This window comes from Nocardiopsis sp. TRM 82005, from assembly GCF_056312425.1.
This window is the reverse complement of the sequence record NZ_JBWDTQ010000031.1, coordinates 29,188-53,302: the sequence shown is the minus strand read 5'-3', so window position 1 is coordinate 53,302 and position 24,115 is coordinate 29,188. Positions and strand designations below refer to the sequence as shown.

The 24,115-nt window shown below is 72.2% G+C and carries 24 protein-coding genes; 10 read left to right on the top strand and 14 right to left on the bottom strand.

Annotation, left to right across the window (positions count from 1 at the left end):
• Positions 1-52: 52 nt before the first annotated feature.
• A complete protein-coding gene (locus AC0T5L_RS23075) occupies positions 53-1,180 on the bottom strand; it encodes an MFS transporter (protein ID WP_476167568.1) in 1,128 nt (375 codons plus the stop codon).
• Between AC0T5L_RS23075 and AC0T5L_RS23070 the strand changes: the two genes are divergently transcribed.
• A complete protein-coding gene (locus AC0T5L_RS23070) occupies positions 1,173-1,316 on the top strand; it encodes a hypothetical protein (protein ID WP_476167567.1) in 144 nt (47 codons plus the stop codon). The genes AC0T5L_RS23075 and AC0T5L_RS23070 overlap by 8 nt on opposite strands.
• 95 nt (positions 1,317-1,411) lie before the next feature.
• Here AC0T5L_RS23070 and AC0T5L_RS23065 read toward each other — a convergent pair whose 3' ends face one another.
• On the bottom strand, positions 1,412-2,038 hold the full coding sequence (locus tag AC0T5L_RS23065; RefSeq protein ID WP_476167566.1) for an alpha/beta hydrolase fold domain-containing protein: 627 nt from the start codon (positions 2,036-2,038) through the stop codon (positions 1,412-1,414).
• 4 nt (positions 2,039-2,042) lie between these two features.
• Here AC0T5L_RS23065 and AC0T5L_RS23060 point away from each other — a divergent pair, with 4 nt between their 5' ends.
• Positions 2,043-2,207 carry a hypothetical protein gene (locus tag AC0T5L_RS23060; RefSeq protein ID WP_476167565.1) on the top strand — a complete coding sequence of 55 codons (165 nt, stop codon included), beginning with the start codon at positions 2,043-2,045 and terminating at the stop codon, positions 2,205-2,207.
• Between the two features lie 232 nt (positions 2,208-2,439).
• Here AC0T5L_RS23060 and AC0T5L_RS23055 read toward each other — a convergent pair whose 3' ends face one another.
• The 7 genes from AC0T5L_RS23055 to AC0T5L_RS23025 are packed head-to-tail and all read right to left on the bottom strand — an operon-like array spanning position 2,440 to position 9,288.
• A complete protein-coding gene (locus AC0T5L_RS23055; RefSeq protein WP_476167564.1) occupies positions 2,440-3,216 on the bottom strand; it encodes an SDR family NAD(P)-dependent oxidoreductase in 777 nt (258 codons plus the stop codon).
• A gap of 49 nt (positions 3,217-3,265) precedes the next feature.
• A complete protein-coding gene (locus tag AC0T5L_RS23050; protein ID WP_476167563.1) occupies positions 3,266-4,201 on the bottom strand; it encodes a fumarylacetoacetate hydrolase family protein in 936 nt (311 codons plus the stop codon).
• Positions 4,202-4,229: 28 nt separating this feature from the next.
• Positions 4,230-5,168: a VOC family protein gene (locus tag AC0T5L_RS23045; RefSeq protein WP_476167562.1), complete on the bottom strand. Its 939-nt coding sequence runs from the start codon at positions 5,166-5,168 to the stop codon at positions 4,230-4,232.
• Positions 5,165-6,178: an amidohydrolase family protein gene (locus tag AC0T5L_RS23040; protein WP_476167561.1), complete on the bottom strand. Its 1,014-nt coding sequence runs from the start codon at positions 6,176-6,178 to the stop codon at positions 5,165-5,167. Before AC0T5L_RS23040 ends, AC0T5L_RS23045 begins: the two co-directional genes overlap by 4 nt.
• The gene (locus AC0T5L_RS23035; RefSeq protein ID WP_476167560.1) at positions 6,175-7,302 is read right to left on the bottom strand and encodes an FAD-dependent monooxygenase; all 1,128 of its coding nucleotides are present in this window, start codon (positions 7,300-7,302) and stop codon (positions 6,175-6,177) included. The genes AC0T5L_RS23040 and AC0T5L_RS23035 overlap by 4 nt, the downstream gene beginning before the upstream one ends.
• 10 nt (positions 7,303-7,312) lie before the next feature.
• Entirely contained in the window at positions 7,313-8,296 is a 984-nt protein-coding gene (locus AC0T5L_RS23030; protein WP_476167559.1) for a cyclase family protein, read from the bottom strand.
• Positions 8,296-9,288 carry a fumarylacetoacetate hydrolase family protein gene (locus AC0T5L_RS23025; protein ID WP_476167558.1) on the bottom strand — a complete coding sequence of 331 codons (993 nt, stop codon included), beginning with the start codon at positions 9,286-9,288 and terminating at the stop codon, positions 8,296-8,298. The genes AC0T5L_RS23030 and AC0T5L_RS23025 overlap by 1 nt, the downstream gene beginning before the upstream one ends.
• Before the next feature lie 148 nt (positions 9,289-9,436).
• On the opposite strand from AC0T5L_RS23025, the gene AC0T5L_RS23020 reads away from it, so the two are divergent.
• The gene (locus AC0T5L_RS23020; protein WP_476167557.1) at positions 9,437-10,366 is read left to right on the top strand and encodes a LysR family transcriptional regulator; all 930 of its coding nucleotides are present in this window, start codon (positions 9,437-9,439) and stop codon (positions 10,364-10,366) included.
• Between the two features lie 420 nt (positions 10,367-10,786).
• Here AC0T5L_RS23020 and AC0T5L_RS23015 read toward each other — a convergent pair whose 3' ends face one another.
• On the bottom strand, positions 10,787-11,860 hold the full coding sequence (locus AC0T5L_RS23015; protein WP_476167556.1) for an alkene reductase: 1,074 nt from the start codon (positions 11,858-11,860) through the stop codon (positions 10,787-10,789).
• Positions 11,861-11,970: 110 nt separating this feature from the next.
• Between AC0T5L_RS23015 and AC0T5L_RS23010 the strand changes: the two genes are divergently transcribed.
• Positions 11,971-12,348: a MerR family transcriptional regulator gene (locus tag AC0T5L_RS23010; RefSeq protein WP_476167555.1), complete on the top strand. Its 378-nt coding sequence runs from the start codon at positions 11,971-11,973 to the stop codon at positions 12,346-12,348.
• Between the two features lie 461 nt (positions 12,349-12,809).
• On the opposite strand, the gene AC0T5L_RS23005 is transcribed toward AC0T5L_RS23010, so the two are convergent.
• Positions 12,810-13,412: a TetR/AcrR family transcriptional regulator gene (locus tag AC0T5L_RS23005; protein WP_476167554.1), complete on the bottom strand. Its 603-nt coding sequence runs from the start codon at positions 13,410-13,412 to the stop codon at positions 12,810-12,812.
• A 51-nt stretch (positions 13,413-13,463) separates the two neighbouring features.
• Between AC0T5L_RS23005 and AC0T5L_RS23000 the strand changes: the two genes are divergently transcribed.
• Positions 13,464-14,426: an alpha/beta fold hydrolase gene (locus tag AC0T5L_RS23000; protein ID WP_476167553.1), complete on the top strand. Its 963-nt coding sequence runs from the start codon at positions 13,464-13,466 to the stop codon at positions 14,424-14,426.
• Positions 14,427-14,663: 237 nt separating this feature from the next.
• On the opposite strand, the gene AC0T5L_RS22995 is transcribed toward AC0T5L_RS23000, so the two are convergent.
• Both AC0T5L_RS22995 and AC0T5L_RS22990 read right to left on the bottom strand, forming a co-directional pair.
• Positions 14,664-15,662: a LacI family DNA-binding transcriptional regulator gene (locus tag AC0T5L_RS22995; RefSeq protein WP_476167552.1), complete on the bottom strand. Its 999-nt coding sequence runs from the start codon at positions 15,660-15,662 to the stop codon at positions 14,664-14,666.
• 156 nt (positions 15,663-15,818) lie between these two features.
• Positions 15,819-18,425: a family 78 glycoside hydrolase catalytic domain gene (locus AC0T5L_RS22990; protein ID WP_476167551.1), complete on the bottom strand. Its 2,607-nt coding sequence runs from the start codon at positions 18,423-18,425 to the stop codon at positions 15,819-15,821.
• 415 nt (positions 18,426-18,840) lie between these two features.
• On the opposite strand from AC0T5L_RS22990, the gene AC0T5L_RS22985 reads away from it, so the two are divergent.
• Positions 18,841-19,791, top strand: a complete 951-nt coding sequence (locus tag AC0T5L_RS22985; protein WP_476167550.1) for a carbohydrate ABC transporter permease — start codon at positions 18,841-18,843, stop codon at positions 19,789-19,791.
• A gap of 126 nt (positions 19,792-19,917) precedes the next feature.
• Entirely contained in the window at positions 19,918-20,211 is a 294-nt protein-coding gene (locus AC0T5L_RS22980) for a hypothetical protein (protein WP_476167599.1), read from the top strand.
• A 144-nt stretch (positions 20,212-20,355) separates the two neighbouring features.
• Here the strand turns inward: AC0T5L_RS22980 and AC0T5L_RS22975 are convergent, their stop codons facing one another.
• A complete protein-coding gene (locus tag AC0T5L_RS22975) occupies positions 20,356-21,717 on the bottom strand; it encodes an MFS transporter (protein ID WP_476167549.1) in 1,362 nt (453 codons plus the stop codon).
• 131 nt (positions 21,718-21,848) lie between these two features.
• Between AC0T5L_RS22975 and AC0T5L_RS22970 the strand changes: the two genes are divergently transcribed.
• The 3 genes from AC0T5L_RS22970 to AC0T5L_RS22960 all read left to right on the top strand — a co-directional run bounded on the left by AC0T5L_RS22970 (position 21,849) and on the right by AC0T5L_RS22960 (position 24,095).
• Positions 21,849-22,652: an IclR family transcriptional regulator gene (locus AC0T5L_RS22970; RefSeq protein WP_476167548.1), complete on the top strand. Its 804-nt coding sequence runs from the start codon at positions 21,849-21,851 to the stop codon at positions 22,650-22,652.
• A 106-nt stretch (positions 22,653-22,758) separates the two neighbouring features.
• On the top strand, positions 22,759-22,908 hold the full coding sequence (locus AC0T5L_RS22965) for a hypothetical protein (protein WP_476167547.1): 150 nt from the start codon (positions 22,759-22,761) through the stop codon (positions 22,906-22,908).
• Positions 22,909-23,129: 221 nt separating this feature from the next.
• A complete protein-coding gene (locus AC0T5L_RS22960) occupies positions 23,130-24,095 on the top strand; it encodes a PDR/VanB family oxidoreductase (protein ID WP_476167546.1) in 966 nt (321 codons plus the stop codon).
• Positions 24,096-24,115 lie beyond the last annotated feature (20 nt).

Here is a 24,115-nt window from a genome sequence, read left to right as displayed (position 1 = left end):
ACGCCGCGGTGACGAACCCTGGTCCCCGCGGCCGCCAGTACGGTGCGGCGGTTCACACGCGCCTGGCCGCGGTGGCCGCCGACGCCACCAGCACGGCCGCCGCGAACCACAGTGCCCCTGGTGCGCCCACCGCGCCCGCGGCCCCGGCCCCGACGGCGGGGATCCCGACCTGGCCGAGCCGGTTCCCCCAGATACGCAGCGCCAGGGCGGCACCGCGAGCGCCCTCCGGAGCGGCCGTGGCCACCGCCGACATCGTCAGTGGCTGCCCGAGACCGAGCAGGAAGCCCCCGACGGCCAGCACGGTGCCCAGCACGAACGGATCGCTGACGGGCAGTGCCACCGCGGCCATGGACAGGCCCGCGGCGGCGGTGCTCACCGTGATCAGCGCCTCGCGCGACCACCGGAGCACCAACCGGGACAGCACCAGGCGGGAGAGGAGCGAGAACCCCGCGCGCAGGCTCAGCAGGACGCCGACCAGCACCGGCGGGATGCCCCGGTTCTCGGCGACCAGCGGCAGGTAGGCGGTGAGGATGTCCACGGCCGAGAGCAGCGCGAGGCTGGCGAACAGCCCCGAGGGCAGACCCGGTCTGCGCAGCAGGTCCCATGCGGGAGCCCTCGCCGAACCCCCGCCCCCGGAGGACGGGGGTGTGCGCACACGTGCCAGGGCCAGGATCGGCACCAGCCCCAGACCACCGGTCACCGCGGCGACGAGCAGGGCGGACGAGGTCGCCGACAGCAGCGCCTCCCCCGATGCGTCGGCCAGGATCGCGCCGGACAGCAGGGGGCCCACGAGCTGACCGAGGGAGGCCGCCGCGGTGAACCACCCGAAGTCACGGTCCAGGTGCTTCGGGGCGGACAGGCGGGCGATGAGCCCCTGGCCGGCGACCATGCACAGCAGGTGGCCCAGGCCCAGTACGGTGCTGGCCGCGGCGATCGCGAGCAGGCCGGGGCCGTGGGCGAGTAGCAGGCAGCCCGCGCCGAGGATCGCCGCGCCCAGGCCGACGATCCACGCCGTTCGCCGGGCCCGGTCGGTCGCCCTTCCCAGGGGGACCGCCACCAGCAGGGGGAGCAGCGCGTAGGCGGCGGTGACCAGCCCGACCGCCACGGCGTCCCCGCCCAGGGCGATCGTCCGGTAGGAGACCAGGGGGCGGGCGAGGTTGAGGGCGGTGTGGGTGAACACGACGCTCACCAGCAGCGGCCAGATCCACGACGCCCCGGTGGCGCGACCTCTTCCCAACGTCGTCCCCCTGTCCGTGCGCTCCCCGTCCGACGCCGCGGCGCCCCGGGGCCTGCGGGCCCCCGGGGTCATCCGATGACGTGGCCACTCGGTTCTACACGGTGTCCGCCTCGCGCTCGGTCGGCGGCCCCGGGAAGTCGCCGCTCTCCGGGGCGCGGCCGCCGGTCCCGGCGTTCAGGAGCGGCCGGCTCTCCGCGCCAGGGCCCGCCCCAACCACGCCCGGGCCGTCGCGAGGTGATCGCGGGCGACGCCGGTGCCGGGCGCCCAGGACTCGAACCCGTGGGACGCCCCGGGCACGGGGTGGAAGGCGGTGTCGACGCCCGCGTCCCCCAGCCTCCGCGCGTACTCACGGGACTCGTCGTGGAAGAGGTCGATGTCGCCGACGCCGATCCAGGCGGGCGGAAGCCCGCTGAGGTCCTCCTGCCGCGCGGGGACGGCGTACCGCGGCAGGGTGGACGAACCGGGTTCGGCGGCGAGGTAGGAGCACCAGCCGAAGCGGTTGGCCCTGTTGTTCCACATGTAGTGGCGGACTCCGTCCAGGTCGCGCCGGGCGGCGGTGCGGTCGTCGAGCATCGGGGAGAACAGCCACTGCGCGAGCGGCTGTGTACCGCCCTCGTCGTGCAGCCGCTGCGCGAGTGCGGCGGCGAGCCCGCCTCCCGCGCTCTGCCCCCCGACGGCCACGCGCGAGGGATCGACGCCCAGGGAGGCGGCGTTCTCCCGCGACCACGTCCAGGCGGCGTGGCAGTCGTCGAGCGCCGCGGGGTACGGGTGCTCGGGCGCGAGGCGGTACTCGACGGACACGACGGTGACGCCCAGCTCCCGGGCCGTGGCGCTGCACAGGGGGGTCGTCCTGCACGGCGCGGCCGATGACCAGGCCGCCGCCGTGGATCCACAGGAGCGCGGCTTGCGAACGGCGTTCCTCGGGCCGGTACACCCGGACGCCGGGGGCCGCCTCCTCGGGCAGCTCTAGCGTGACGCCGGGCAGGTGACGGGTGTCCATCCGGTGCATCAGGAAACGCGTGGTGCGCAGGGCCCACGGAAGCCGCACCGGTATCTCCGGCGACCGGAGCAGGGGACCGCGCAGCTCCGGCGTCACCCTCGACAGCCTCATGACCGCGCTCCCGGGATGAAGGCCGTCGGCATGAGGACCCCCTCGTGGTCGGCGATCGGGCGGCCGTGAGCCTACTGCATCGACCGGTCGTCTACGGCACGGCCTGGCGCAGGGCGTCCGAGACCGCTTTGGCGCCGCCGTGGGTGCTGTACCCGCCGTCCACAGGGATCTCCGCGCCGGTGACGAACGAGGACTCGTCGGAGACCAGGAACACGACCAGGGGCGCGATATCCTCCACGGTTCCCGTCCGACCGAGCGGGGTCTGTTCGATGCTGGCCCGGTGCATCGCCTCCGGCGCGGAGGCGGTCATCGGCGTCTCGACGAACCCCGGATGCAGGGTGTTGACCCGGATCCCGCGTGGGCCCAGCTCCAGGCTGGCTGCCGCGGACAGCCCGCGCAGCGCCCACTTGCTCGCGGTGTAGGCGACCGGGTAGTGCCCGGTCAGGGCCGCGACGGAGCCGACGTTGACGATGGAGGCCCCGCGCGGCATGAGCGGCAGCAGGCTCTGGACGCCCAGGAGCGGTCCGGTCACGTTGACCGCGTGCACGCGGTCGAAGTCGGCCGGGTCGACCTCGTCCAGGCGGTGGCGCAAGGTGACCCCGGCGTTGTTGACCAGCCCGTCCACGCGCCCGTACTCCTCGCGCAGCCAGGCGGCGAGCGCATGCCAGCCCTCGGCGTCGGTGACGTCCAGGTGCCGGTGGACGACCGCGCCGCCGGGCGGCGGAGGCGGTTCGGGGGGCAGTTCGGGACCGACCACGTCGAGGGCGACGACGCGGGCGCCCTCCTCGGCCAGGGCGGTGGCGGCGGCCGCGCCCTGCCCGCGTGCGGCGCCGGTGACCACGACGACCTTGCCGTGCAGGCGTTCCATGGTTTCCTCTCCGGCCCCGGGCGGGCTGCTCCCGCCCGGGGCGCGCTGTTCAGGGACGGTCGCGTGGGCGCCTGCGTGCACCGGGCACCGGCTCGACCGCCCTCCCGGGAACGACGGTGTTGGCGACGGTGCCGATGCCCTCCACGGTCAGGGTGACCGTGTCGCCGGGCCGGAGCGGGGGCGGGTCCTGGCGGCCTCGCCGCCCCCACAGCTCGGCCAGGCACCCGCCGTTGCCGCAGGTCCCCGAGCCGAGCACGTCCCCGGACCGGACCCGCGTCCCCCGCGAGGCGTGCGCGAGCATCTCCTCGAAGGTCCAGCCCATGTTGGACAGCAGGTCGCTGCCGACCACCTCGCCGTTGACCTCGGCGGTCAGGGCCAGGCGCAGGAAACCCTCCCCGTCGCGGCGGGGCTCCAGCTCGTCGGCGGTGACCAGCCAGGGGCCCAGGGTCGCCGCCGCGTCCTTGCCCTTGCAGGGGCCCAGGCCCACCTGCATCTCACGGGATTGCAGGTCGCGCGCCGACCAGTCGTTGAACACCGTGTAGCCGAAGATGTGCTCACGTGCCCGGTCCGGGGTGAGGTCGCCTCCGGGGCGCCCCACGACCGCGGCGACCTCCAGCTCGAAGTCCAGGACCTCGCATCCGGGCGGGACCGGGACGTCGTCGTGCGCCCCCACCAGCGCGGCCGGGTTGGTGAAGTAGAAGGTGGGCGCGTCGTACCAGGCGTCCGGGACCCCCTCCTCCCCGCTCACACTGCGGCGAACGCCCTCGACGTGCTCCTCGAAGGTGACGAAGTCGCGGACCGAGGGCGGCTCCAGGGGAGGGAGCAGCCGGACCCCGGCCAGGGGCGAGGGCGCCCCCGTCGCGGGGACGGGGGCACCGCGGACGATGTCGAGCAGGTCGGTCCCCTCCGGGAAGGGCAGGACCTCCCCGCCCTCCACGGTCCCGCAGCGGCGCAGGCCCTCGTGTAGGTAGGTGGCCAGTCGCATGGTGCTCCGATCTACGGGAGGGTCCGGACTACAGGGGAGGGGCGATGAAGCCGCCGCGGTCGGGGTCGTTGAAGGACTCCTTGGCGACGAACTCGTCCATCGGGTTGGCCGTGCCCCACTGGTCGGTGACCTCGGGGTTGGAGAAGTCGTACATGTGCGGGTGCCAGGTGTCCTCGTTGAGCCGCTCCAGCTCGGTGGTGTACTCCAGGGTGTTGCCGTGCGGGTCCATGAAGTAGGAGAAGGTGTTGTTGCCCGCCATGTGGCGCCCGGGTCCCCAGATCTTGCGCACTCCCGCGCGCAGCAGGCGTCCGGTGCCGCGCATGTACTCGTCGATGCCGCGCATCTCGAAGGAGACGTGGTGCAGGGAGGTGTGCGGAGCCTGTGCGATGGCGATGCTGTGGTGCGTCGAGTTGCACCGCATGAAGTGCATGACCTTGCCCATGTTCGGGTGCATGAGGGTGTCGGAGAGCGCGAAGCCCAGGTGCCGCTCGTACCAGGCGCGGGTGCGGTCCAGGTCGGGGCTGTTGAGCACGACGTGGGACAACCGGACGGGGACGGACTCCGTCTCCTCCACCTTGCGGTGCTTGCGGACGGCGACGTCGGCGGAGACCTCGATGGTGCGGCCGTCCACGTCGAAGAACCGGACCCCGTAGCCGCCGCCGGGGGTGTCCATCGGCCCGGGCGTGTTCACCATCCGCACACCCGCCCTGATCAGGCGGTCGGCGAGGGCGTCGACGTCGGCGGGCGAGGCCGCGCCGAAGGCCACCAGGTCGATCCGCTTCTCCTCGGCCCGGCGCAGCCGGACCACGTAGTTCTCCGGGGAGCCCTCCGCGGCCAGGAAGGACACCCCCGAGTCGGTCTCGGCCTCGGTCAGCTTCCACATGTCGGTGAAGAACCGCTGCTGCTTGTCGAAGTCGGGCACGGCGAGCGCGACGTGCCTGAGGTGGGTGATGAGCCGGTCGGTCATGGTGATTCCTTCTCTGGTGCTTCGGTGGTCAGGTCGAGGAGGGCCGCGGCGTTGCCGCCGCCGATCGCGGTGAGGGCGTCGGCGCCCAGGCCGGCCGCGCGCAGCGCGTCCACGGGCGCGTCGGTGCCCATGTCGAAGGGGTGGTCCGAGCCGAGCAGGACGCGGTCGGCGCCCACCGCCTCCACCAGGTGGCGCAGGACCGCGGGATCGTGGACGAGGGAGTCGAACCACATACGCCGCAGGTAGGAGCTGGGCGGGTCGGCGCAGCCCCGGGCGTCGGGCCGGACCCGCCAGCCGTGGTCGGCGCGGCCGAGGTGGGTGGGCAGGTAGCCGCCGCCGTGGGCCGCCACGACCCGCAGGCCCGGGTGCCGGTCCAGGACGCCGGAGAAGACCAGGTGGGACAGGGCCACGGCGTTCTCCGCGGGCTGCCCGACGATGTTGGACAGGTACCAGCGGTCCAACCGCTCGTCGAGCGTGCAGCCGAAGGGGTGCAGGAACAGCACCGCCCCGGTCTCGGCGGCCCGCGCCCACAGCGGTTCGTAGGCGGGGTCGGACAGCTCCCGGCCGGGGGCGTGGGAGGAGATCTCCACGCCCCTGAGTCCCAGGGACAGGGCGTGGTCGAGCACCTCCACCGCCAGGCCGGGGTGCTGGAGCGGGACCAGGCCCAGGCCCACCAGCCGGTCGGGTGCGCCGGAGCAGTGCGCGGCCACCCCCTCGTTGGCCAGCTCGTGCGCGCGTTCGGCCAGCTCGGGCCCGGCCCAGTAGTGGTAGTGCGACGGCGAGGGGCTGACGACCTGCACGTCCACGCCCGCGGCGTCCATGTCGGCCAGGCGTGCCGACACCTCGGTCAGCCGGCTCAGCCGTTCGGTGATCATGCGGCCGCTGACCCGCAGGGACTCCCGCCCGTTGCGCCTCGCGTCGGTGGCCCGGTGCTCGTCGTGGCCGGGCCGTCCGGCGACCTCCCCCTCCACCTCGGGGAGCAGGACGTGGGCGTGGACGTCGATGATCATGGCAGCTCCGCAACCAGCGCGGAGACCTTGCGCATCATGCCGGGCACGTCGGCGTCGCGTACCTCGTCCAGCTGCCACTGGGCCAGGGTCACCGACGACTCGACCACGGTGCGGGCGCGCTCGAAGCGGCGGTCCATGAACTCGTCGAACAGGGCCTGGTCGACGGTGTCGGCGGCGAGCAGCAGCTCGGCCAGCACCAGTGCGTCCTCCAGCCCCTGGGCGGCGCCCTGGGCGAGGGTGGGCGGGCAGGCGTGGGCGGCGTCGCCGATGAGGACCGTACGGCCGCGGTTCCACGGCCGGTCCACGAGCAGGGACTCGAACCACGTGTAGTTGACCCGGTCGGAGGAGGCGATGTCGGCGCGGATCTCGTCCCAGACCCCGCGGTACCCCCGTGACAGCTCGGTCATGTGCGCGGCCCGCTCGCGTTCGGTGAGGCCGGTGCTGTCGCGGGCCCGCTCCACCAGGTAGGCGTACATGGTGTCCGGGCCGGTGGGGCAGTAGCCCGCGATGAAGCACGGGCCCCCGTAGACCAGGTCGGTGCGTTCCACACTGGCCGGGCGGCGGGTGTGGATGCGCCAGATGCCCATGCCCGTCGGCTGGGGCTCGGTGTCGATACCGATCATGCGGCGCGTGGCGGAGCGGATGCCGTCGGCCCCCACCACCACGTCGTAGTGGCCCGAACCGCCGTCGGAGAGCAGTGCCTCGACACCGTCCGGGTGCTGGGTCAGGGAGCGCGCGGTCGTCCCGGGAAGGACCCGCGCACCGGCCGACCGGGCCGCCTGAACCAGGATCGCGGCCAGTTCGGGGCGGTTCATCCCCACCGTCGCGGGCAGGTCCGGGCCGCCGGTGCGCACGTCGGGGACCTCCGCCAGCAGCGACCCGTCGGGGGCGCGCAGACCCAGGCTCTCGAAGGTGGAGCCCGCCCTCTCGACCTCCTCCCACACGCCGAGTTCACGCAGGACCCGCAGCGCGTTGCCCTGGACGGTGATGCCCGAACCGAGCGCGTCGGAGTCGTGCTTGAGCTCGGCCACGTCCACGCGCACGCCCTCGCGGGCGAGCAGGACGGCCAGGGCCAGGCCGGAGGTCCCGGCTCCGATGACCAGGACGTTGTTGACAGCTCTCATGGGGGGTACCTCACTTGAGGGCGATGGGATTGACGGGTGAGCCGACCGCCCCGGTGAAGGGGATCGGTGCGGCGGTCAGGAAGAACTCGTGGACGCCGTCGGCCGCGCAGTGCGCCGCCAGCGCGTCCAGGTCCCACATCTCGCCGATGAGCAGGCCGATGTGGGGGATGGCCACCTGGTGCAGGGGCTGGAACGCGTCGTCGAACTCGTTGGGCCGCACCTCGAAGCCCCAGGTGTCGGTGGCCACGGCCGCGATCTCGCTGCCGTGCAGCCACCCGGCGGTGGTGAAGGACAACCCCGGAGCGGGCCCGCCCGCGTAGTCGCCCCAGCCGTCGCGGCGGGCACGGGTGAGATGGCCGGTGCGCACGCACACGATGTCCCCGCGGCCCACCCGCACACCGTGCGCCCTCGCCGTGGCCTCCAGGTGTCCGGTGGTGACGGCGAAGCCGTCGGGGAGTTCGCCGTCCTCGCCGAGGGCCCGGCCCACGTCCAGCAGCACGCCCCGGCCGGTCACGGGGGAGGCCATGTGCTCGATACCGGTGATCCGGTCGCCCGCGGAGGTGACGACCTCGGCGGCGTCGCGGCCGTTCCAGGCCCGGCCGTGGTCGAAGATGTGGCCGAGGCCGTCCCACTGGGTGGAGCACTGGAGCGGCATGGCCACCACGTCGTCGGCGCCGCCGATCCCGTGCGGGAAGCCCTGGTTGCCCAAGGCGGCGTCCACACCGGTGTCGAGCATGGTGTGCACGGGGTTGGTCCGGCGCCGCCAGCCCTTCTGGGGGCCGTCCATGTCGAAGCGCTGCGACAGGGAGAAGCTCACGCCCAGGCGGACCAGCGCGGCCGCCTCGCGGCGCTTGGCCTCGTCGATGTGGTTGACGGTGCCCAGGACGTCGTCCTCGCCCCAGCGACCCCAGTTGGAGTACTTCCGGGCGGCCTCGGCCACGGCGCCCCCGGGGTCGGTGCGGTCGAGCGCCACGTCGCCGGTGCGGTCCGGCATCAGGCCTCCTCCGCCACGCAGGTGTTGCGCTGGGTGCCCAGGCCGGTGACGGTGCCCTCCATGACGTCGCCGGGGCGCAGCGTCCGGCCCCAGTGCATGCCGTTGCCCGCCGGGCTGCCGGTCAGGACGAGGTCGCCGGGGAGCAGCTCGACGGTCTGTGAGGCGTAGGAGACCAGGCGGGCGACGTCGAAGATCATGTCCTTGGTGGACTCGTCCTGCATGGTCTGTCCGTTGAGCCTCAGGGTCACCCGAAGATCTCCGGGGTCGGCGACGAACTCCGCGGGCACCAGGCGGGGGCCGAGCGGGGTGAAGGTGGGGGCGTTCTTGGCGCGCAGCCAGTCGGCGCCGATCTCGGGCATGTCCCGGCGGAAGACCAGCTCGCGGGCGGTGACGTCGTTGGCGATGGTGTAGGCGGCCACGTGCTCCAGCGCCCGCTCGGGGGAGACCCGGAAGGCGGGCTCGCCGATCACCGCGGCCAGCTCCAGCTCCCAGTCAGGCTTGGTGCACCAGCTGGGGATGACCACGTCGTCGTGGGGGCCGGTCACGGAGGAGGGCAGGCCCACGAACATGTACGGCTGGTCCTCGGCGGCCCGCTTGTCCATCATCGCCGCGGTCTCGGTGCGCACCTGCTCGGCCGGGCGCCCGCCCTCGGGCTCGTGGGCGACGGCCAGGTCGACGACGTGGGCGCGGTAGTTGGCGCCCGATTGCAGGATCTGGCGCGGCCGTACGGGGGCGTGCACGCGCAGGTCACCGATCCGGTGGCGACCGCTGCCGCCGGACGCCGGCAGCTCGCGCAGCACGGGCAGGACCTCGGCCCAGCGCTCCAGCAGGTCCCGTGTGCTCAGGTTCCCGCCCGGCGAGCCCCGCAGGCCGGAGACGGTCCGCAGGTCGATGACCTCCTCATCGGCGACCAGCCCCGGGAACGGGACGTCGCCGCCGACGGAGAACGTACCGAGGGCGAAGGGGCGGGCTGGGGACGGTTCGTTTGCCACAGTGTTTCCTCCAGGTGTGATGCCATTAACATTGGGCCACCAGGAAGGATCTGTGAAATAGATCTCTCATATGGAGGCCATTCACGCAGTGGATTCCCGCAGGGAGAGCGCAGGTCAGGCAAGGGCGCACGTCCGGGGAGAGTGCACGTTGAACATCGCGAATCTGGACCTGAACCTGCTCGTCGCCCTGCGCGCCCTGCTGGAGGAGCGCAACGTCACCAAGGCGGGGGAGCGCATCGGCCTGAGCCAGCCCGCGACCAGCGCCGCCCTGGCGCGCCTGCGCCGCCACTTCTCCGACGAGCTGCTCGTGCGCAGGGGCAACCACTACGAGCTGACCCCGCTGGGGCACGCGCTGCGGGGCCCCGCGGCCAACGCCTGCTCGGTCATGGAGCGGCTCTTCAGCAGCCGCGCCCACTTCCACCCCGCCACGGAGGAGCGGGACTTCACCCTCCTGGCCTCCGACTACGCCGTCACGGTCTTCGGGGCCCGGCTGGCCCGTGTACTGCACGCGGAGGCGCCGGGCATCCGGCTGCACTTTCGGCAGTTGCCCTCCACGATCGTCGAGGCCACCGAGAGCGTGCTCGGGGGAGTGGACGGCGTCCTGATACTGCACGGGGTGATCAGCGGTTATCCGACCGTGGAGCTGTACCGGGACGAGTGGGTGTGCCTGGTGGACGCCGACAACGACGTCGTGGGAGAGGCCGTCACCATGGACGACCTGGCAGGGCTGCCGTGGGCCGTCTACCAGCGGCCCTACGACGCGCCGGTCACCCATCAGCTGGGCATGCTGGGCCTGGAGCCGAGGGTGGAGGTCTCGGTGCAGAACTTCCGGATGCTCCCCGGGCTGGTGCGGGGCACGCGCAGGGTGGCGCTGGTGCAGCGGCGCCTGGTGGAGGAGGCGGAGGAGCGCGCCGGGCTGCGCGCGCTGCCGTGCCCGTTCCCGGCGGCACCGATCCAGGAGGCGCTGTGGTGGCACCCGGTGCACCGGCACGACGCGGCACACACCTGGCTGCGGGAGACCGCGGCCAGGGTGGCGGCCGAGCTCGACCCGTCAGTCGATCGTTCAGCGGAAGGGTGAGGGCGAAGGTGAGCCCGGTCGAGGAGCCCGGTCATGGTTCGTCCGGGCACGACCGGGCGTCGGTGCCGCGTGCTGGCTAGGGGCTGGCCGGAACCGTTACCGGTGTGACGTAAGGGCTCTCCTCGCCGATGATCTTGCCCTTAGTGGCACTGTCGATGGCCGACAGTGCCACTAAGGGCAAGATCATCTCGGGTGGCCGGGGTTTCGGTGAGGCTTTGCGGCTATCGCCCCAAAGGGAGAGGGCGGCGCTGAGGAAGCCGGTCCGCGCGGTGGCGGTACCGGCAGTGGCACCAGTAGTGGCACCCGAGCCCGGGTTCCCGCCATGGCCTGAGAACCTCGGCCTCCGGTCCTCAGGCCCAGCGCGGCCCCCTCCCCGTGCCTCTTCTGCGCTTCGGTGCGGGGAGGGACCCGGTCCCGGGCTTATGCGCTGTGCTGGTACGCCGGGTAGGTCAGGTATCCCTGGTCGCCGCCCTGGTAGTAGTTGGCCTCGTCCATCGGTGCGATCGGCAGTCCGGTGCGGAACCGCTCGACCAGGTCGGGGTTGGAGAGGAAGGCGCGGCCGAAGCTGACGAGGTCGGCGCCCTGCCCGAGCCAGCGGTCGGCGTCGTCCCTGTCGGCCTGCTTGGGGCCCATGGGAACCGTCGGGTTCATGATGAGGGTGCCCGGCCAGACGCGGCGCAGTTCCAGCAGCAGCTCCTCGTCGGCGGTGGCTTCGAGGTGGACGTAGACCAGCCCGATCCGGGCCAGCTCGGTCAGCAGCGCGGTGTAGAGCTCGCGGACGTCGGTCTCCTCGACCCCCCAGAACAGCCCGCCGGGGGAGAGGCGGATGCCGGTCCGGTCCTTCCCGACGGCGTCGGCGGTGGCGGTCGCGGCCTCGACGGCGAACCGGATCCGGTTGGCCACCGAGCCCCCGTAGGAGTCCGTGCGCAGGTTGGCGTTGGAGGAGAGGAACTGCGAGATCATGTAGCCGTTGGCGCCGTGCAGCTCCACCCCGTCGAACCCGGCGACGACGGCGCGGCGGGCGGCCTCGGCGTAGGACTCGGCGTGCGCGGGCACCTCGGCCTCCTCCAGCGCGCGCGGCATCGGTGCGGTCTGGGGCCCGGTCGGGGTGAACACGTCTCCGGCGGCGGGCACGGCCGAGGGGCCGACCGGCTGCACACCGGTGGTGCTGGGATGCGAGACGCGGCCGCCGTGCATGATCTGGGCGAAGATCCGTCCGCCGTTGGCGTGCACCGCGTCGGTCACCGGTTTCCAGGAGGCGACCTGCTCGTCGGTGTGCAGCCCCGGCGTGCCCGGGTTGGACTGCCCCACCGGGCTCGGCTGCACCCCTTCGGACACGATCAGGCCGGCGGTCGCGCGCTGGGCGTAGTACGTCGCCATGGACGGTGTCGCCAACCCGCCCTCGGCTGCGCGGACGCGTGTCATCGGCGCCATCACCATCCGGTTGGGCAGGGTCAGGCTCCCGATCTGGTAACGCTCGAACAGGCTGGTCACGTCAGGTCTCCTTCGTGGACTGTGCGCCCTTCCCGGGCACGCCGACTACGCTAAAACCTGACATTGATGTGAGAGGCAAGTACTTGTGTCACAGGTCATAGGGGGAAGCCGTGCGTATTGGTGAGCTCGCGAAACGGGCGGGGGTAAGCGTCCGGTCCCTGCGTTACTACGAGGAGCAGGGGCTGCTCACCAGCACCCGCAGCGCCAGCGGGCAGCGGCACTACACCGACGACGACGTCGAGCGCGTCACCTTCGTCCAACGGCTGTACGCCGCCGGGTTGTCCAGCCGCACCATCGTTGAGCTGCTGCCGTGCGTCGAATCGCCCAGCGAGAGGAACTCCGACGCGGCGATGGAGCGTATGGGGCAGGAACGCGACCGGCTCACCGGGCACATCGCCGAACTGGTGCGCACCCGGGACGCGCTCGACAGCCTGATGGCCAAGGCGCGCGTGTACCAGGAACAGCTGCGTTCTGCTGCCTCGGTCTGACCTCCTAACCGTTTGGCCGTTTGGCTGGCCGCCTGGCTGCTTGCTCCTGGGCCTGTGCGGATTGTGTGTGCGCGTTCGCCCGGGTCGTACGGGTGCGGGGCTGGGGTTTGTTGGATGCTCTACCAAAACCCCCTGGGGCGGAGCGCCGCCTGCATGCTCTGCACCCCGCTTGTCCCCGCACGACGCGCGCCCGAAGCTAGGGGCTTCCCGGTGACCGACGCTCTACAGCCGTGTACTCCCGCCCCCACACGGTGCGGGACCCGCTCCCGGGAGCGCTACCCCTGTGCGTGGCGGGCGGGCCACTGAACGGATGTCTGGCTTCTACCCTTCCTGTGCCCTCCGGGGCCGGGGACCTCCCTGTGGTGACCGGACCGCGCACTCCCCCCACCCCCTACGGCGCACCACCAGCGCAGGTGCACGGGTGCGTGGCCGGGGTCTGTTGTACCCCCTTGGGGTGGGGGTCAGGAGAAGAGGACTCCGTCGAGCATGGCGACGAGCTCCTCGGCGGCGGCGAGCGGGTCGTAGCCGGGGTGGTCCAGGTGCTCGGCCACGATCGCGTCGATGCCTCCGCCGACGATCAGCGCCGTGGTGCGCAGGTCCAGGTCCGCGCCCGTTCCGCGTGCCTGCCGGGCGGCGCGCATCAGGTCCGCCAGGGGACGCCAGCGCTCACTGGAACGGCGGTCCTCGCCGTCGGCCACCGCATCGACGATCACCCGGGTGTGCCCGGGGTGATCCCGCAGGTAACCGACCATCGAGCGGATGTAGGCGGCGGGAGCCCGCTCTGCGTCCGCGCTCTCGACGGCTCCGCCCACGTGCTCGACCAGGTTCGTGAGCGCGCTCTCGTGCGCCGCGCGCACCAGGGCGTCCTTGGAGCGGAAGTGGTACAGCACCGCCGCCTTGGTGATGCCTGCGGCTTCGGCGATGCGGGCCAGCGAGGTTCCCGCGTTCCCGTGCTCGGCGATGAGCCGGACCGTCACGTCGATGAGTTGGGCGCGCCGCGCCTGCTCGGTCAGGGTGGGTTCTCTGGGCTTCCTCGGTGCCGAACCGGGGTCTTCTCTTGTCATGACTCCAGAACTTACCGTACGGTCAGATTACTTACCGAGCGGTTAGGGGACATGGTGGAAAAGAAGAAGCGAGGCCGATGGGGCCTCGTGCTCGGGGTCGTCGTCGTTGTGGCGCTCGTCGCCGCGGTCGCCCTGCGCACGCCCTCCCCGGTGGGGCACTGGCGCTCGGCCGAGGGACACGACGAGTTCGTGCGGGCCTACGAGACCGCGATGGCGGAGCTGCCCCAGCCGGACGCAGAGACCGACGTGCGCACGGACTACGGCGTCGTGCGGATGTACCGCTTCGAGGGGACGGGCGACCTGCGGAATCCGCTGGTGCTCCTGCCCGGGCGGGCGTCGGCGTCACCGGTCTGGGCGGACAACCTGCCGTCCCTGCTGGAGATCGGGGACGTCTACACGGTCGACTTGCTGGGCGAGCCAGGTATGAGCGTGCAGGACAGGCCCATCGAGAACGCCGGTGACCAGGCGGCGTGGCTGCACCAGGCCCTCGGTGGTCTACCCGAGGAGGAGTTCCACCTGGTGGGGCTGTCGATCGGCGGCTGGACGGCCGCGAACCTCGCCACGCGCGAAACCTCGCTCCTCGCCACCGTGACGCTGGTCGAGCCGGTGTTCGTCTTCGACGACATGCCCCTGGAGGTGGTCCTGCGCTCCCTGCCCGCCACGCTGCCCTGGCTGCCGCGCTCCTGGCGCGACGGCTTCAACTCCTGGACCGCGGGTGGCGCGCCGGTGGAGGAGGTGCCGGTCGCCGACATGGTCGAGTCCGGCATGCAGAACTACGCGCTCAAGCTGCCCCAGCCCCGCAGGATCAGCGAGGGGGCGCTCTCGGACCTGGACATGCCGGTGCTGGCGGTCATCGCGGGGGAGTCGGTGATGCACGACCCGGACACCGCGGTCGCTACCGCCGAGCGCGCGCTCACCCACGGCACGGTGAAGGTCCACCCCGACGCCTCGCACGCGATCAACGGCGAGTACCCCGAGGAGTTGGCCGCCGACATCGAGGCTTTCCTGGACTGAAGGATGCGGGCCACGGAAGACGTGCCGGGTGCTCAGCCCAGGGGTACACCCGTGCACCTGCGCGGGCGGCCCGCCGAAGAGGGAAGCCTCCAGCAGACCCCGACCACGCACCCGTAGGGCCCGGGCTGGCGCGCAACCACAACTCACGCGAGTTCTTGGTTGTTTGCTGTTGGGTCCTCGTGAATTTTCTGGGGCGCACCGCCCGCTGAACGCTCTACGGGTACTGCCTGCACGCTGCTAACTGGAGGCGCGTTCGACCAGGTGGGGGGCGAACAGCAGACGTCGGTGCCGATGGCCGGGATCCTCGACCTCCTCGACCAGCAGCCCGGCCGCCGCGCCGCCCAGCGCGTGGCTGTCCACGTGCACCGAGGTCAGCGGGACTCCGGCCGTGGCCGCCGACTCGATGTCGTCGAAGCCCACCACCGCGATGTCGTCGGGGATGCGCCTGCCCGCGCGGGTGACCGCCTGCATCACGCCCAGGGCCAGCAGGTCGTTGGCGCAGAACACCGCCGTGGTCGGACGGGACGAGGCCAGGATCCTCTCACCCGCGCGCCGCCCCTGGTCCAGGGTGAACGCGCCGACCTCCACCACCTCCACGGCCTCCTCCGGCCGTCCCGCGAGCGCGGCGGCGCGTCGGCACCCCGTCAGGCGGTCGACGGACTGGCGCATGTGCGCCGGCCCCGTCACACAGGTGATCCGCCCATGCCCGCGCGCCAGCAGGTGCGTGGCGGCCATCTCGCCTCCCGCGACGTCGTCGACGGCCACCGAGCACACGTCCGGGTAGTCGGTCGAGTTGTGGAACAGCACCATGCGCAGTCCCAGCGAACGCACCCTGTCCACCCACTCGCGGGAGAGCTCCGAGGGGGTGATGAGCACGCCCTGCGCCTGCTGCTGCAACAGCATCTCCAGGTAACGCTCCTCCTTCCCGGCGTCCACATCGGTGTTGCACAGCACCACGGTCCGCCCCACGGTGTGCAGGTGGTCCTCGGCGCCGCGGGCCACCCCGGTGAGGAAGGGGTTGCGCACGTCGAACAGCACGAGGCCCACTCCGGTGCCGTGGCCGTTGCTGAGCTGGCGGGCGGCCTGGTTGGGCCGGTACCCCAGCGCGTCGACGGCCTCGCGGACCCGGTCCCGGGTGGTGGGGGCGAGGACCTCCGGCCTGTTCAGGAAGTTGGACACCGTGGCCACGGAGACCCCGGCCTCCCCGGCCACTTGCCTTATGCTGACGGCCTTCACGGTCTGTGTGCTCCCCGCGTCCCCGCTGGAGGGGATGAGTTGTAACGCTTCAATCCAGGTCCTTCGATGGTAATGGCGCTCGGGTACGCCCGAGCGCGCCGGTCCCGCTGCCGTTCCCGGACCCGGTCTCGCTCTCGGCCCGGCTCCTGTTCCCGGTCAGGCCGGGAGCCAGGGCGCCTCCAGGTTGTACTCACCGCTGCCGACCTCGAACGGATCCGTCCCCGGCAGGTCCACCGCGGCCGTCGTACCCGGCGGTACGACGACGGCCACGCGGAACCGGTCCCCGTCACGGTGCCAGTGCACGCTCGCCGTTCCGTAGGGCGTCTCGTGCGAGGCGCCCGCCCGCTCCATCCCGCCGCCCGGCCGGGGCGCGACGCGGATCCTCCGGTAGCCCGGGGCCGCGGGCGCCAGGCCCGCCACCGTGCGGTGCAGCCAGTCGGCCACCGCGCCGAGCGCGTAGTGGTTGAAGGAGGTCATCTCACCGGGGTTGACCCGGCCGTCGGGCAGCATGCTGTCCCAGCGCTCCCAGACGGTGGTCGCCCCCATCGTCACCGGGTAGAGCCACGACGGCGCCTCGCGTTGCAGCAGCAGCCGGTAGGCGGTGGCGACGTGGCCGTTGTCGGCCAGGGCGTCGCACACCAGGGGCGTACCGGCGAAACCGGTGGCGATGCGGTACCCGCCCTCGGCCACGAGCGCCGCGAGCCGGTCGGCCGCCGCGGAGCGGGCCCCCTCCCCGATCAGCAGGCCAAAGCACAGGGCCAGCGCGTACGCCGTCTGGGTGTCGCTGGTGAGCAGCCCCCCGCCATCGGTGTAGGCGTCGCGGAACCCCGCGCGCACGTGCCCGGCCAGGCGCTCGTAGCGCTCCCGGTCGGTGTCCCTTCCCAGCACCCGCGCGGTCTCGGCCATCGTGCGGGCCGACTCGGCGGCGTAGGCCGTGGCCACCAGCGACGGCTCGGTACGCGCCTGGAAGGGGTCCTCCGGCGGAGCCGCGGGGTCGAGCCAGTCGCCCAGCTGCTTGTCCCGCCGCCACGTGCCGTCGGACTCCAGCCGCCCGGCCACCAGGTCCGTCCAGGCCTTCGCGCTGGCGTACTGGTCGCTGAGCACCCGCGCGTCGCCGAAGTGCTCGTAGACCCGCCACGGCGTGAGTACGGCGGCGTCGCCCCACACCGCCGCGGGCCAGGCGGGGGTCCACGTCGGAGCGTCGATGGTGGGGACGATGAACGGCACCGTGCCGTCGGGGTACTGCTCGGCGGCCAGGTCGGCCAGCCACGAGCGCAGCATGCCGGAGCAGTCGTAGAGGAAGGCCGCCGTGGGCGCGAACACCTGGATGTCGCCGGTCCAGCCCAGCCGTTCGTCGCGCTGGGGGCAGTCGGTGGGCAGGTCGACGAAGTTGCCGCGCATGCTCCACCGCACGTTCTCGTGCAGCCGTTCCACGAGCGGGTCCGAGCAGGTGAACTCGCCGGTGGGCCGCATGTCGGTGTGCAGCACGCGCGCCACCACCGCGCCGGGCTCCGGTTCGCCGGGCCAGCCGGTGATCTCCGCGTACCGGAAGCCGTGGTAGGTGAAGCGCGGCTCCCACTCCTCGGCCGCGCCGGTGCCCGCCAGCACGAGGGTGTCGGTGGCCTCGGCGAAGCGCAGCGGCCGCGTGCACAGTTCACCGTCCTCCAGCACCTCGGCGTGGCGTACGGTCACCTCGGTGCCCGCGGGGCCCGTCACGCGCAGGCGCAGGCGTCCCACGAGGTTCTGTCCGAAGTCCACCAGCAGCCCGCCCGAGGCGGTCGGGGCGACCGACACCGGGTCCAGCTCCGCGGTGCGGCGCACCGGTGGCGACAGCGGCGCCACCAGCGTGGCCGGGTCGCGATCGACGGGCACCACCGAGGCCCAGTCCGCGTCGTCGAAGCCGGGCTTCGACCATCCCGCCCGCTCCAGGCGCGCGTCGTGGCGCTCACCGTCGTAGAGGCTGGAGGACAGGGTCGGTGAGGGCGAGCACCGCCACTCGGGTCCGGTGCCGAAGCGCACCCTCGACCCGTCCTCGCACTCGACCTCCAGCTGTGCCAGCAGCCCGGTGCGGTCGCCGTAGACGTCGCGGCGGCCGCCGTGGAAGCCGAGGCGGCCGCGGTACCAGCCGTCCGCCAGGTGTGAGCCGAACGCGTTCCGGCCCTCGCGCAGCAGCGCGGTCACGTCGTGGGTGCGGTAGCGCAGCCGCGTCGGATAGGTGGTCCAGCCGGGCGCGAACACCTCCTCGCCCAGGCGTGCCCCGTTGATCTCGGCCTCGAAGACGCCGTGCGCGGTGACGTACAGGCGCGCGGAACGCGGCGGCGCGGGCAGCGTGAAGCCGCTCCGCAGCAGGACGGGGCGCTCGTCCCCGCCCAGCCCCTCACCGGGGCCGACCATCGTCGCCCACCAGTCGGCCGGATCCAGCAGCCCCGTCTCCATTTCCAGGGCGCGGCTCCAGGGTGAGGGCTCGGCCAGGCCGCCTCCCCACACGCGAACGCGCACCGACCGGCGCTCGCGTGAGGCCAGGGGCGCCCCCGGCCAGGGCACGAGCACGGAGGCGGGGCTGTCGACGCGGCCGCTGGTCCAGCTCCGGCCGCCGCCGGCGACCTCGATCTCGTATGCCTCCTGCCGCCAGTCCGGCGGCGCCTGGCGCACCGTCCACGACAAGCGTGGGGAGGGCTCGCCGATGCCCAGCGCCGTGCGGTGGTGCTCGGCGGTGGGCGCGTCGGGGACGGCATCGGCGGGGGAGTTGCGGGGATGGGGCACGAGGACTCCTGGACGGGAGCGAAGACAGAACGGTCCCTGGCACGGATACGAACAGTTCTATTGAAACGGTTCAACATTCAGGGCAAGCGTAACCGTAGGAACGCGGACGTGCCTTCGTCAAGGGGTGGACATGTGGCCTTCATCGTCCGGTTTCGCGTCAAGACTGCTTCCGTTCAATGGAACCCCAGTTCAGAAGCTTTCCTGAGGAGGTTCTAGGGCTGTCCGCCCATCGTGGCGGCGCCAGGTTGCGAAGAGGTTTCGTTCATCTTCGGGGGTTGACGTACGTCACCCTCCCGGCCTAGTTTCGGCCCTTAAATGAAGCGTTTCAACTCTGTTAAAACCCAGAGTCGCGCAGGAGGCGGCACGTTGGTCGCCGCTTCCCGCGCCTCATGAGAAAGACCCGATGGAGACAGCCATGGCCCCGCAGGCCCAGTCGGCCGCACCCGCGGGGAGCAAAAGTCCGCCCCCACCCGCTCCGGCGGGACGCGCCCGGTCCCACCGGACCGCCGTGCCCTGGTGGTTCGTGCTCCCCGCACTTGCCTTCTTCGCGTTCGCGGTGCTCGTCCCCAGCGCCCGCGGCGCGATGTACTCCTTCACCGACTGGGACGGCCTGGCCCGCTCCTTCAGCTTCGTCGGCTTGGAGCAGTACCGCGCCCTGTTCGCCGACGAGAACGCCCGCTCCGCCCTGGGCCACACCCTCCTGATCGCCTTCGCGGTCACCGTGGTGCAGAACGCGGTGGGCCTGCTCCTCGCGCTCGGCGTCAACAGCCAGATCAAGTCGCGCAACGTCCTGCGCGTGTTCTTCTTCGCCCCGGCCGTCATCACCCCGGTCGTCACCGCGTACCTGTGGAAGTACCTGTACTCCCCGGAGGGCGCCGTCAACGCCGCCTTCGACGCGCTCGGCCTGGGCTTCCTGGGGCAGAACTGGCTGGGTGACAGCGGCATCGCCCTGTGGTCGGTCGTCGCCGTCATCGTCTGGCAGTTCGCCGGCTACTCCATGGTCATCTTCCTGGCCGGGCTCCAGTCCATCCCGAAGGAGATCTACGAGGCCTCCGACATGGACGGCGCCGGGCCCGTCCGCCGCTTCTGGCACATCGTGCGCCCCATGCTCGCCCCCGCGTTCACCATCAACCTGATGCTCTCCCTCGTCGGTGGCCTGAAGCTGTTCGACCAGGTGTGGGTGATGACCCAGGGCGGCCCGGGCGGCGCCACCGACACCCTGTCCACCGTCATCTACCGCGAGGCCTTCCAGTTCAACGCCTTCGCCTACAGCACGGCCATGGCGGTGGTACTGACCCTGTTCGTGATCGTGCTGAGCGGCGTCCAGTACGGCTACCTCGGCCGCCAGGAGAAGAGGAACCTGTGAAGCGCTACACATGGCGGACGGCCGTCCTGGAGGCGGCCATGGTCGCCGCGGCCCTGGTCTTCGCCTTCCCCGTCTACGTCCTCCTCGTGCAGGCGTTCCGCTCCGGGGACGAGTCGGGAACCTCTCATCATCGTCGGCGCGGTCATCACCGGCTTCGGTACCGGCCTGCTGCTGCCCACGCTGGTGCTGTGGGCGATCAACCGGCTCAGCTTCGAGCAGCGCGGACGCGGCACCGGCCTGTGGACGGGGGCGCTGTTCGTCGGACAGTTCGCCTGCCCCCTCATCATCACCGGGCTCGGTACCGCGGGCGCTGACCTGCGGACCGCCCTGGGCCTTCTGGGCGCCGGTGCGGCGGCTATGGCCCTGCTGCTCCTGTTCACCATGCGCACCACGCGGCGGACACGGGCGAGACAGGGCTGAGAACGTCTTCCGGGCCGCCGCGGACACGACGCGACGGCCCGGACGACCCGCGCTCCACCGCCATCCGTCCCGTGGGGCGGGTGGCCGGAGCGCGAGGGCGCCGGGTCCCCGTACCCGGTCGGATACGGGGATCCGGCGACCGGTTCAGGCCCCGTCGGTGCCCACGGCGGTCCGGTCGCGTCCTGCCTCGGAGTCGCCGAGACGGAAGGAACGGATGACCAGACCGCCCGTGAGCAGGACACCGGCGACCAACAGGAAGAGGTCGCCGGGCGTCCAACCGGCGTCCAGGAGCCACCCGGCGGCCAGAGGGGAGACGATGGCGCCGATCCGGCCGACGCCGATGCCCCAGCCGACACCGGTCGCCCGGACCGAGGGCTCGTATACCGACGGGGTCAGGGCGTACAGGCCCGCCACACACCCGTTGACGAACACCCCGATCAGGGCGCCGAGGACGAGGACCACGCCGTAGACCGACACGGCCGGGACGAAGAGGGCGAGCAGGACGGCGGTAACGACGGTGTAGGTCACCAGGAGGTTCTTGAGGACGAACCGAGCGGCGAGCAGGCCGAGCAGGGCGGTACCGAAGATGCCGCCGAGGTTGAGCAGGACACCGCCGGTGATGCCCTGCGTGGCCGACAACCCGGCCTCGGCCAGGAGCTTGGGGGTCCAGCTGGTGACGAAGTAGAAGCCGAACATCACCAGGAAGAACCCGGCCCAGGTCAGCAGGGTGTTGCGGCGCAGTTCGGGGGAGAGTATCCGCGCGATCCCGGGAGCGGGCCGCGCCGCCCCGGACGCCGTGTCCGACTCGGGCATACGGTCGAGCCGCGGCTGTCCCATGCCCTTCAGCACCCGGTTCACCCGCTCCAGGGCGCGCGGCGCCCCGCTCGTCAGGAGGAAGGCCAGCGACTCGGGCAGGCGCCAGAGCACGACCGGGATGAGCAGGGCGGTGGCGGCGGCGCCGAAGGCGAAGACCGGGCGCCATCCGCCCTCGCTCTGGAGGACGGCGGCGAGGACCCCGCCCGCCGTCGCGCCGATGGCGTAACCGGTGGAGTTGAGGCTGACGGCGAGACCGCGCCAGCGCCGGTTGGCGTACTCGGCCGCGAGCACGTTGCTGGCGGCCAGGATGCCGCCGATGCCCACACCGGTGAGCAGGCGCAGTATCCCCAGCTGGAGAGCGCTCTGGCTGACCGCGGACAGTCCCATGCCGGCGGCGGCCAACACGAGGCCGACCAGGATCATCGACCGCCGTCCGATCCGGTCGGCGAGCGGCGCGAGGAACAGCGAACCCAGTGCCATTCCGGCCAGACCCGCGCTGAGCAGCAGCCCGAGTCGGGATCCGGACAGACCCCACTCGTCGGACACCGCGTCGGAGGTGAACGCCATGACGAGGACGTCGAACCCGTCCAACACGTTCAGGAGGACGCAGACGGCGATCGCCGTCCACTGCATGCGTGACATTCTGCCGCCGTCGAGCCGTCGACGCAGGTCACGGTCAAGGTTGCTCATGGCTACCCGCTTCCTGGAGGAACACCAACAGCACCCGAGGATGACCTGGGTCACACGCGACTGCTATAGCTTTTCCATCCAATGGACGAGGTCGGCACCAGCCCTCGTCGGAGCGGGAAGGACCGATGGACATGGCACGATCACCCGACGGTGACTCCGTCATCACGCGCGCGGTCAGGATCCTGGACGCCTTCGGCCCGGAGTCGACCGTTCTGACGCTCAGCGAGGTCAGCCGACGCGCCCGGCTCCCCCTCGCCACGACCGCCCGGCTGGTGAAGGAGATGGCGCGGCACGGGCTGCTCGACCGGGACGAACACCGGCAGGTCCTCATCGGGACGCGCATGTGGGAACTGGCCGAACGGGCCTCGCCCGTGAAGGACCTGCGGGAGGCCGCCCTCCAGTACATGGGCGATCTGCACTCGGTGGTGGGGCAGTCCACCCAGTTGGGTGTGCTGGAGGGTGGCGAGGTACTGTTCGTCGAGCGGCTCACCGCGCCGGGGTCGGTCGTCAACATCACGCGGGTCGCGGGGCGGCTTCCCCTGCACGCCTCCTCGGCGGGGCTGGTCCTGTTGGCCCACGCACCGGGGCTGTTGCGGGAGCGTGTGCTGCGGGGGCCCCTGACCGCCTACACCTCGCACACGATCAGCGATGAGCGTGCGCTGAGGGCCGAGATGGCGGAGATCCGGCAGCGCGGGTTCGCCTTCTGCCCGGGGCACATCCACTCCGACGCGACGGGCATCGCGGTGCCGGTGCGCCAGGAGGGGCGGGTGGTCGCGGCCATGGGGCTCGTGGTGCCCAACGACGACGCCGCGTGGACGCTCAGCCGTCCGCTCATGCTCGCCGGCCTGGCCCTGAGCCGTGCCCTGAGCGGCACCGGGACGGGGGAGCGGGGGCGGGGAGGCCGGTATCCCCGGTCAGCGGTCTCCGGGGAGTGACCACCTGCCGGTACCCGTTCACCCTGCTGGGCAGCGGGCTCGCGAACGACGCGAGTCGGTTGGCCCCGGTGAGCTGCCGCCGCCCCACCACGGCCTGAGGGAGGTCATGAACCGACCCTTCGACCGTGATGCCGGGTTCGCGCAGCCGCCGGCGCCCGGCACGGAAGCGGTGGGGCTTGCCGCCATGGGGATCGCCGCTCCGGTCCACGGCATCACCCGGGCCCTGTGCGTCCGGGGAGCCCTCCCCTTCCATTGAACGGAATCGGCCTTGGCCTATGGCCCACGTCACATGACGATGGGAACGTGGTCGGGGGATTCGGTGATCGCCGGTCCTTTTCGCGGCCCGCATGATCCGGCCTCCTCCGATATCCCGCATACGGCGAGACTCCTCTTCGCGTGCACATGTGAGCGACAAGGGATTTCCGTCCGCGTGGGCGCTGAGAGGGCCGGCACCACGGAAAAGGGGAGAGGACGGCGATGTCGAACACGTTTGAATTCGACGGGAACGGGATCGAACTGGAAGTGCGGTCGAAGGAGGCCGCCGCGCGGGGCGTGGCGGTGCTGACCCTGGCCCGGCCCGACTCGGGGCGGCTGCCCGACTGGACCCCTGGTGCGCACATCGACCTGGCGCTGCCCACCGGGCAGGTGCGTCAGTACTCCCTGTGCGGTGACCGCTGGGACCCGCACACCTACCGGGTCGGAGTGCTCCGCGAACCCGGCGGGCGCGGCGCCTCCGCCCACATCCACGACGAACTGTCGGTGGGCGAACGCGTCACGGCCGGCGGCCCGCGCAACAACTTCCCCCTGGTGCCCTCACCGCGCTACCTGTTCATCGCCGGGGGCATCGGTATCACCCCCCTGCTGCCGATGGTGCACCAGGCCCGGGTCCTCGACGCCGACTGGCACCTGCTCTACGGCGGCCGCTCACGTGCCTCGATGGCCTTCCTCGACGAGTTGGCCCCCCACGGTGGCCGGGTGAGCGTCGTGCCCCAGGACGAGCGGGGCCTGCCCGACCTGGCGGCCGCACTGGACCGGGCGGGTCCCGACACCAAGGTGTACTGCTGCGGCCCCGAGCCCCTGCTGGCCGCGGTCGAGGAGGCCTGTGCGGAGCGGTCGCCCGGTGCGCTGCGCACCGAGCGCTTCGTGGCCCGCGACCAGGGCGCCCCCGTGCGGAGGGAGCCCTTCCAGGTGGAGCTGGCCCGCTCGGGGCGCACCCTCACGGTCGCGCCCGGCCAGTCGGTGCTGCGCGCCGTGGGGGATGCCGGCGCCAGCGTGCTCTCCTCCTGCGGCCAGGGCACCTGCGGCACCTGCGAGACCGGTGTCCTCGCCGGGACCCCGGACCACCGCGACTCCGTGCTCGACGACGACGAGCGCGCGGCGGGCGACCACATGCTCATCTGCGTCTCCCGCGCGGTCTCCGACCGCCTCGTCCTGGACCTGTGACACCTCTGGGCCCGTGACAC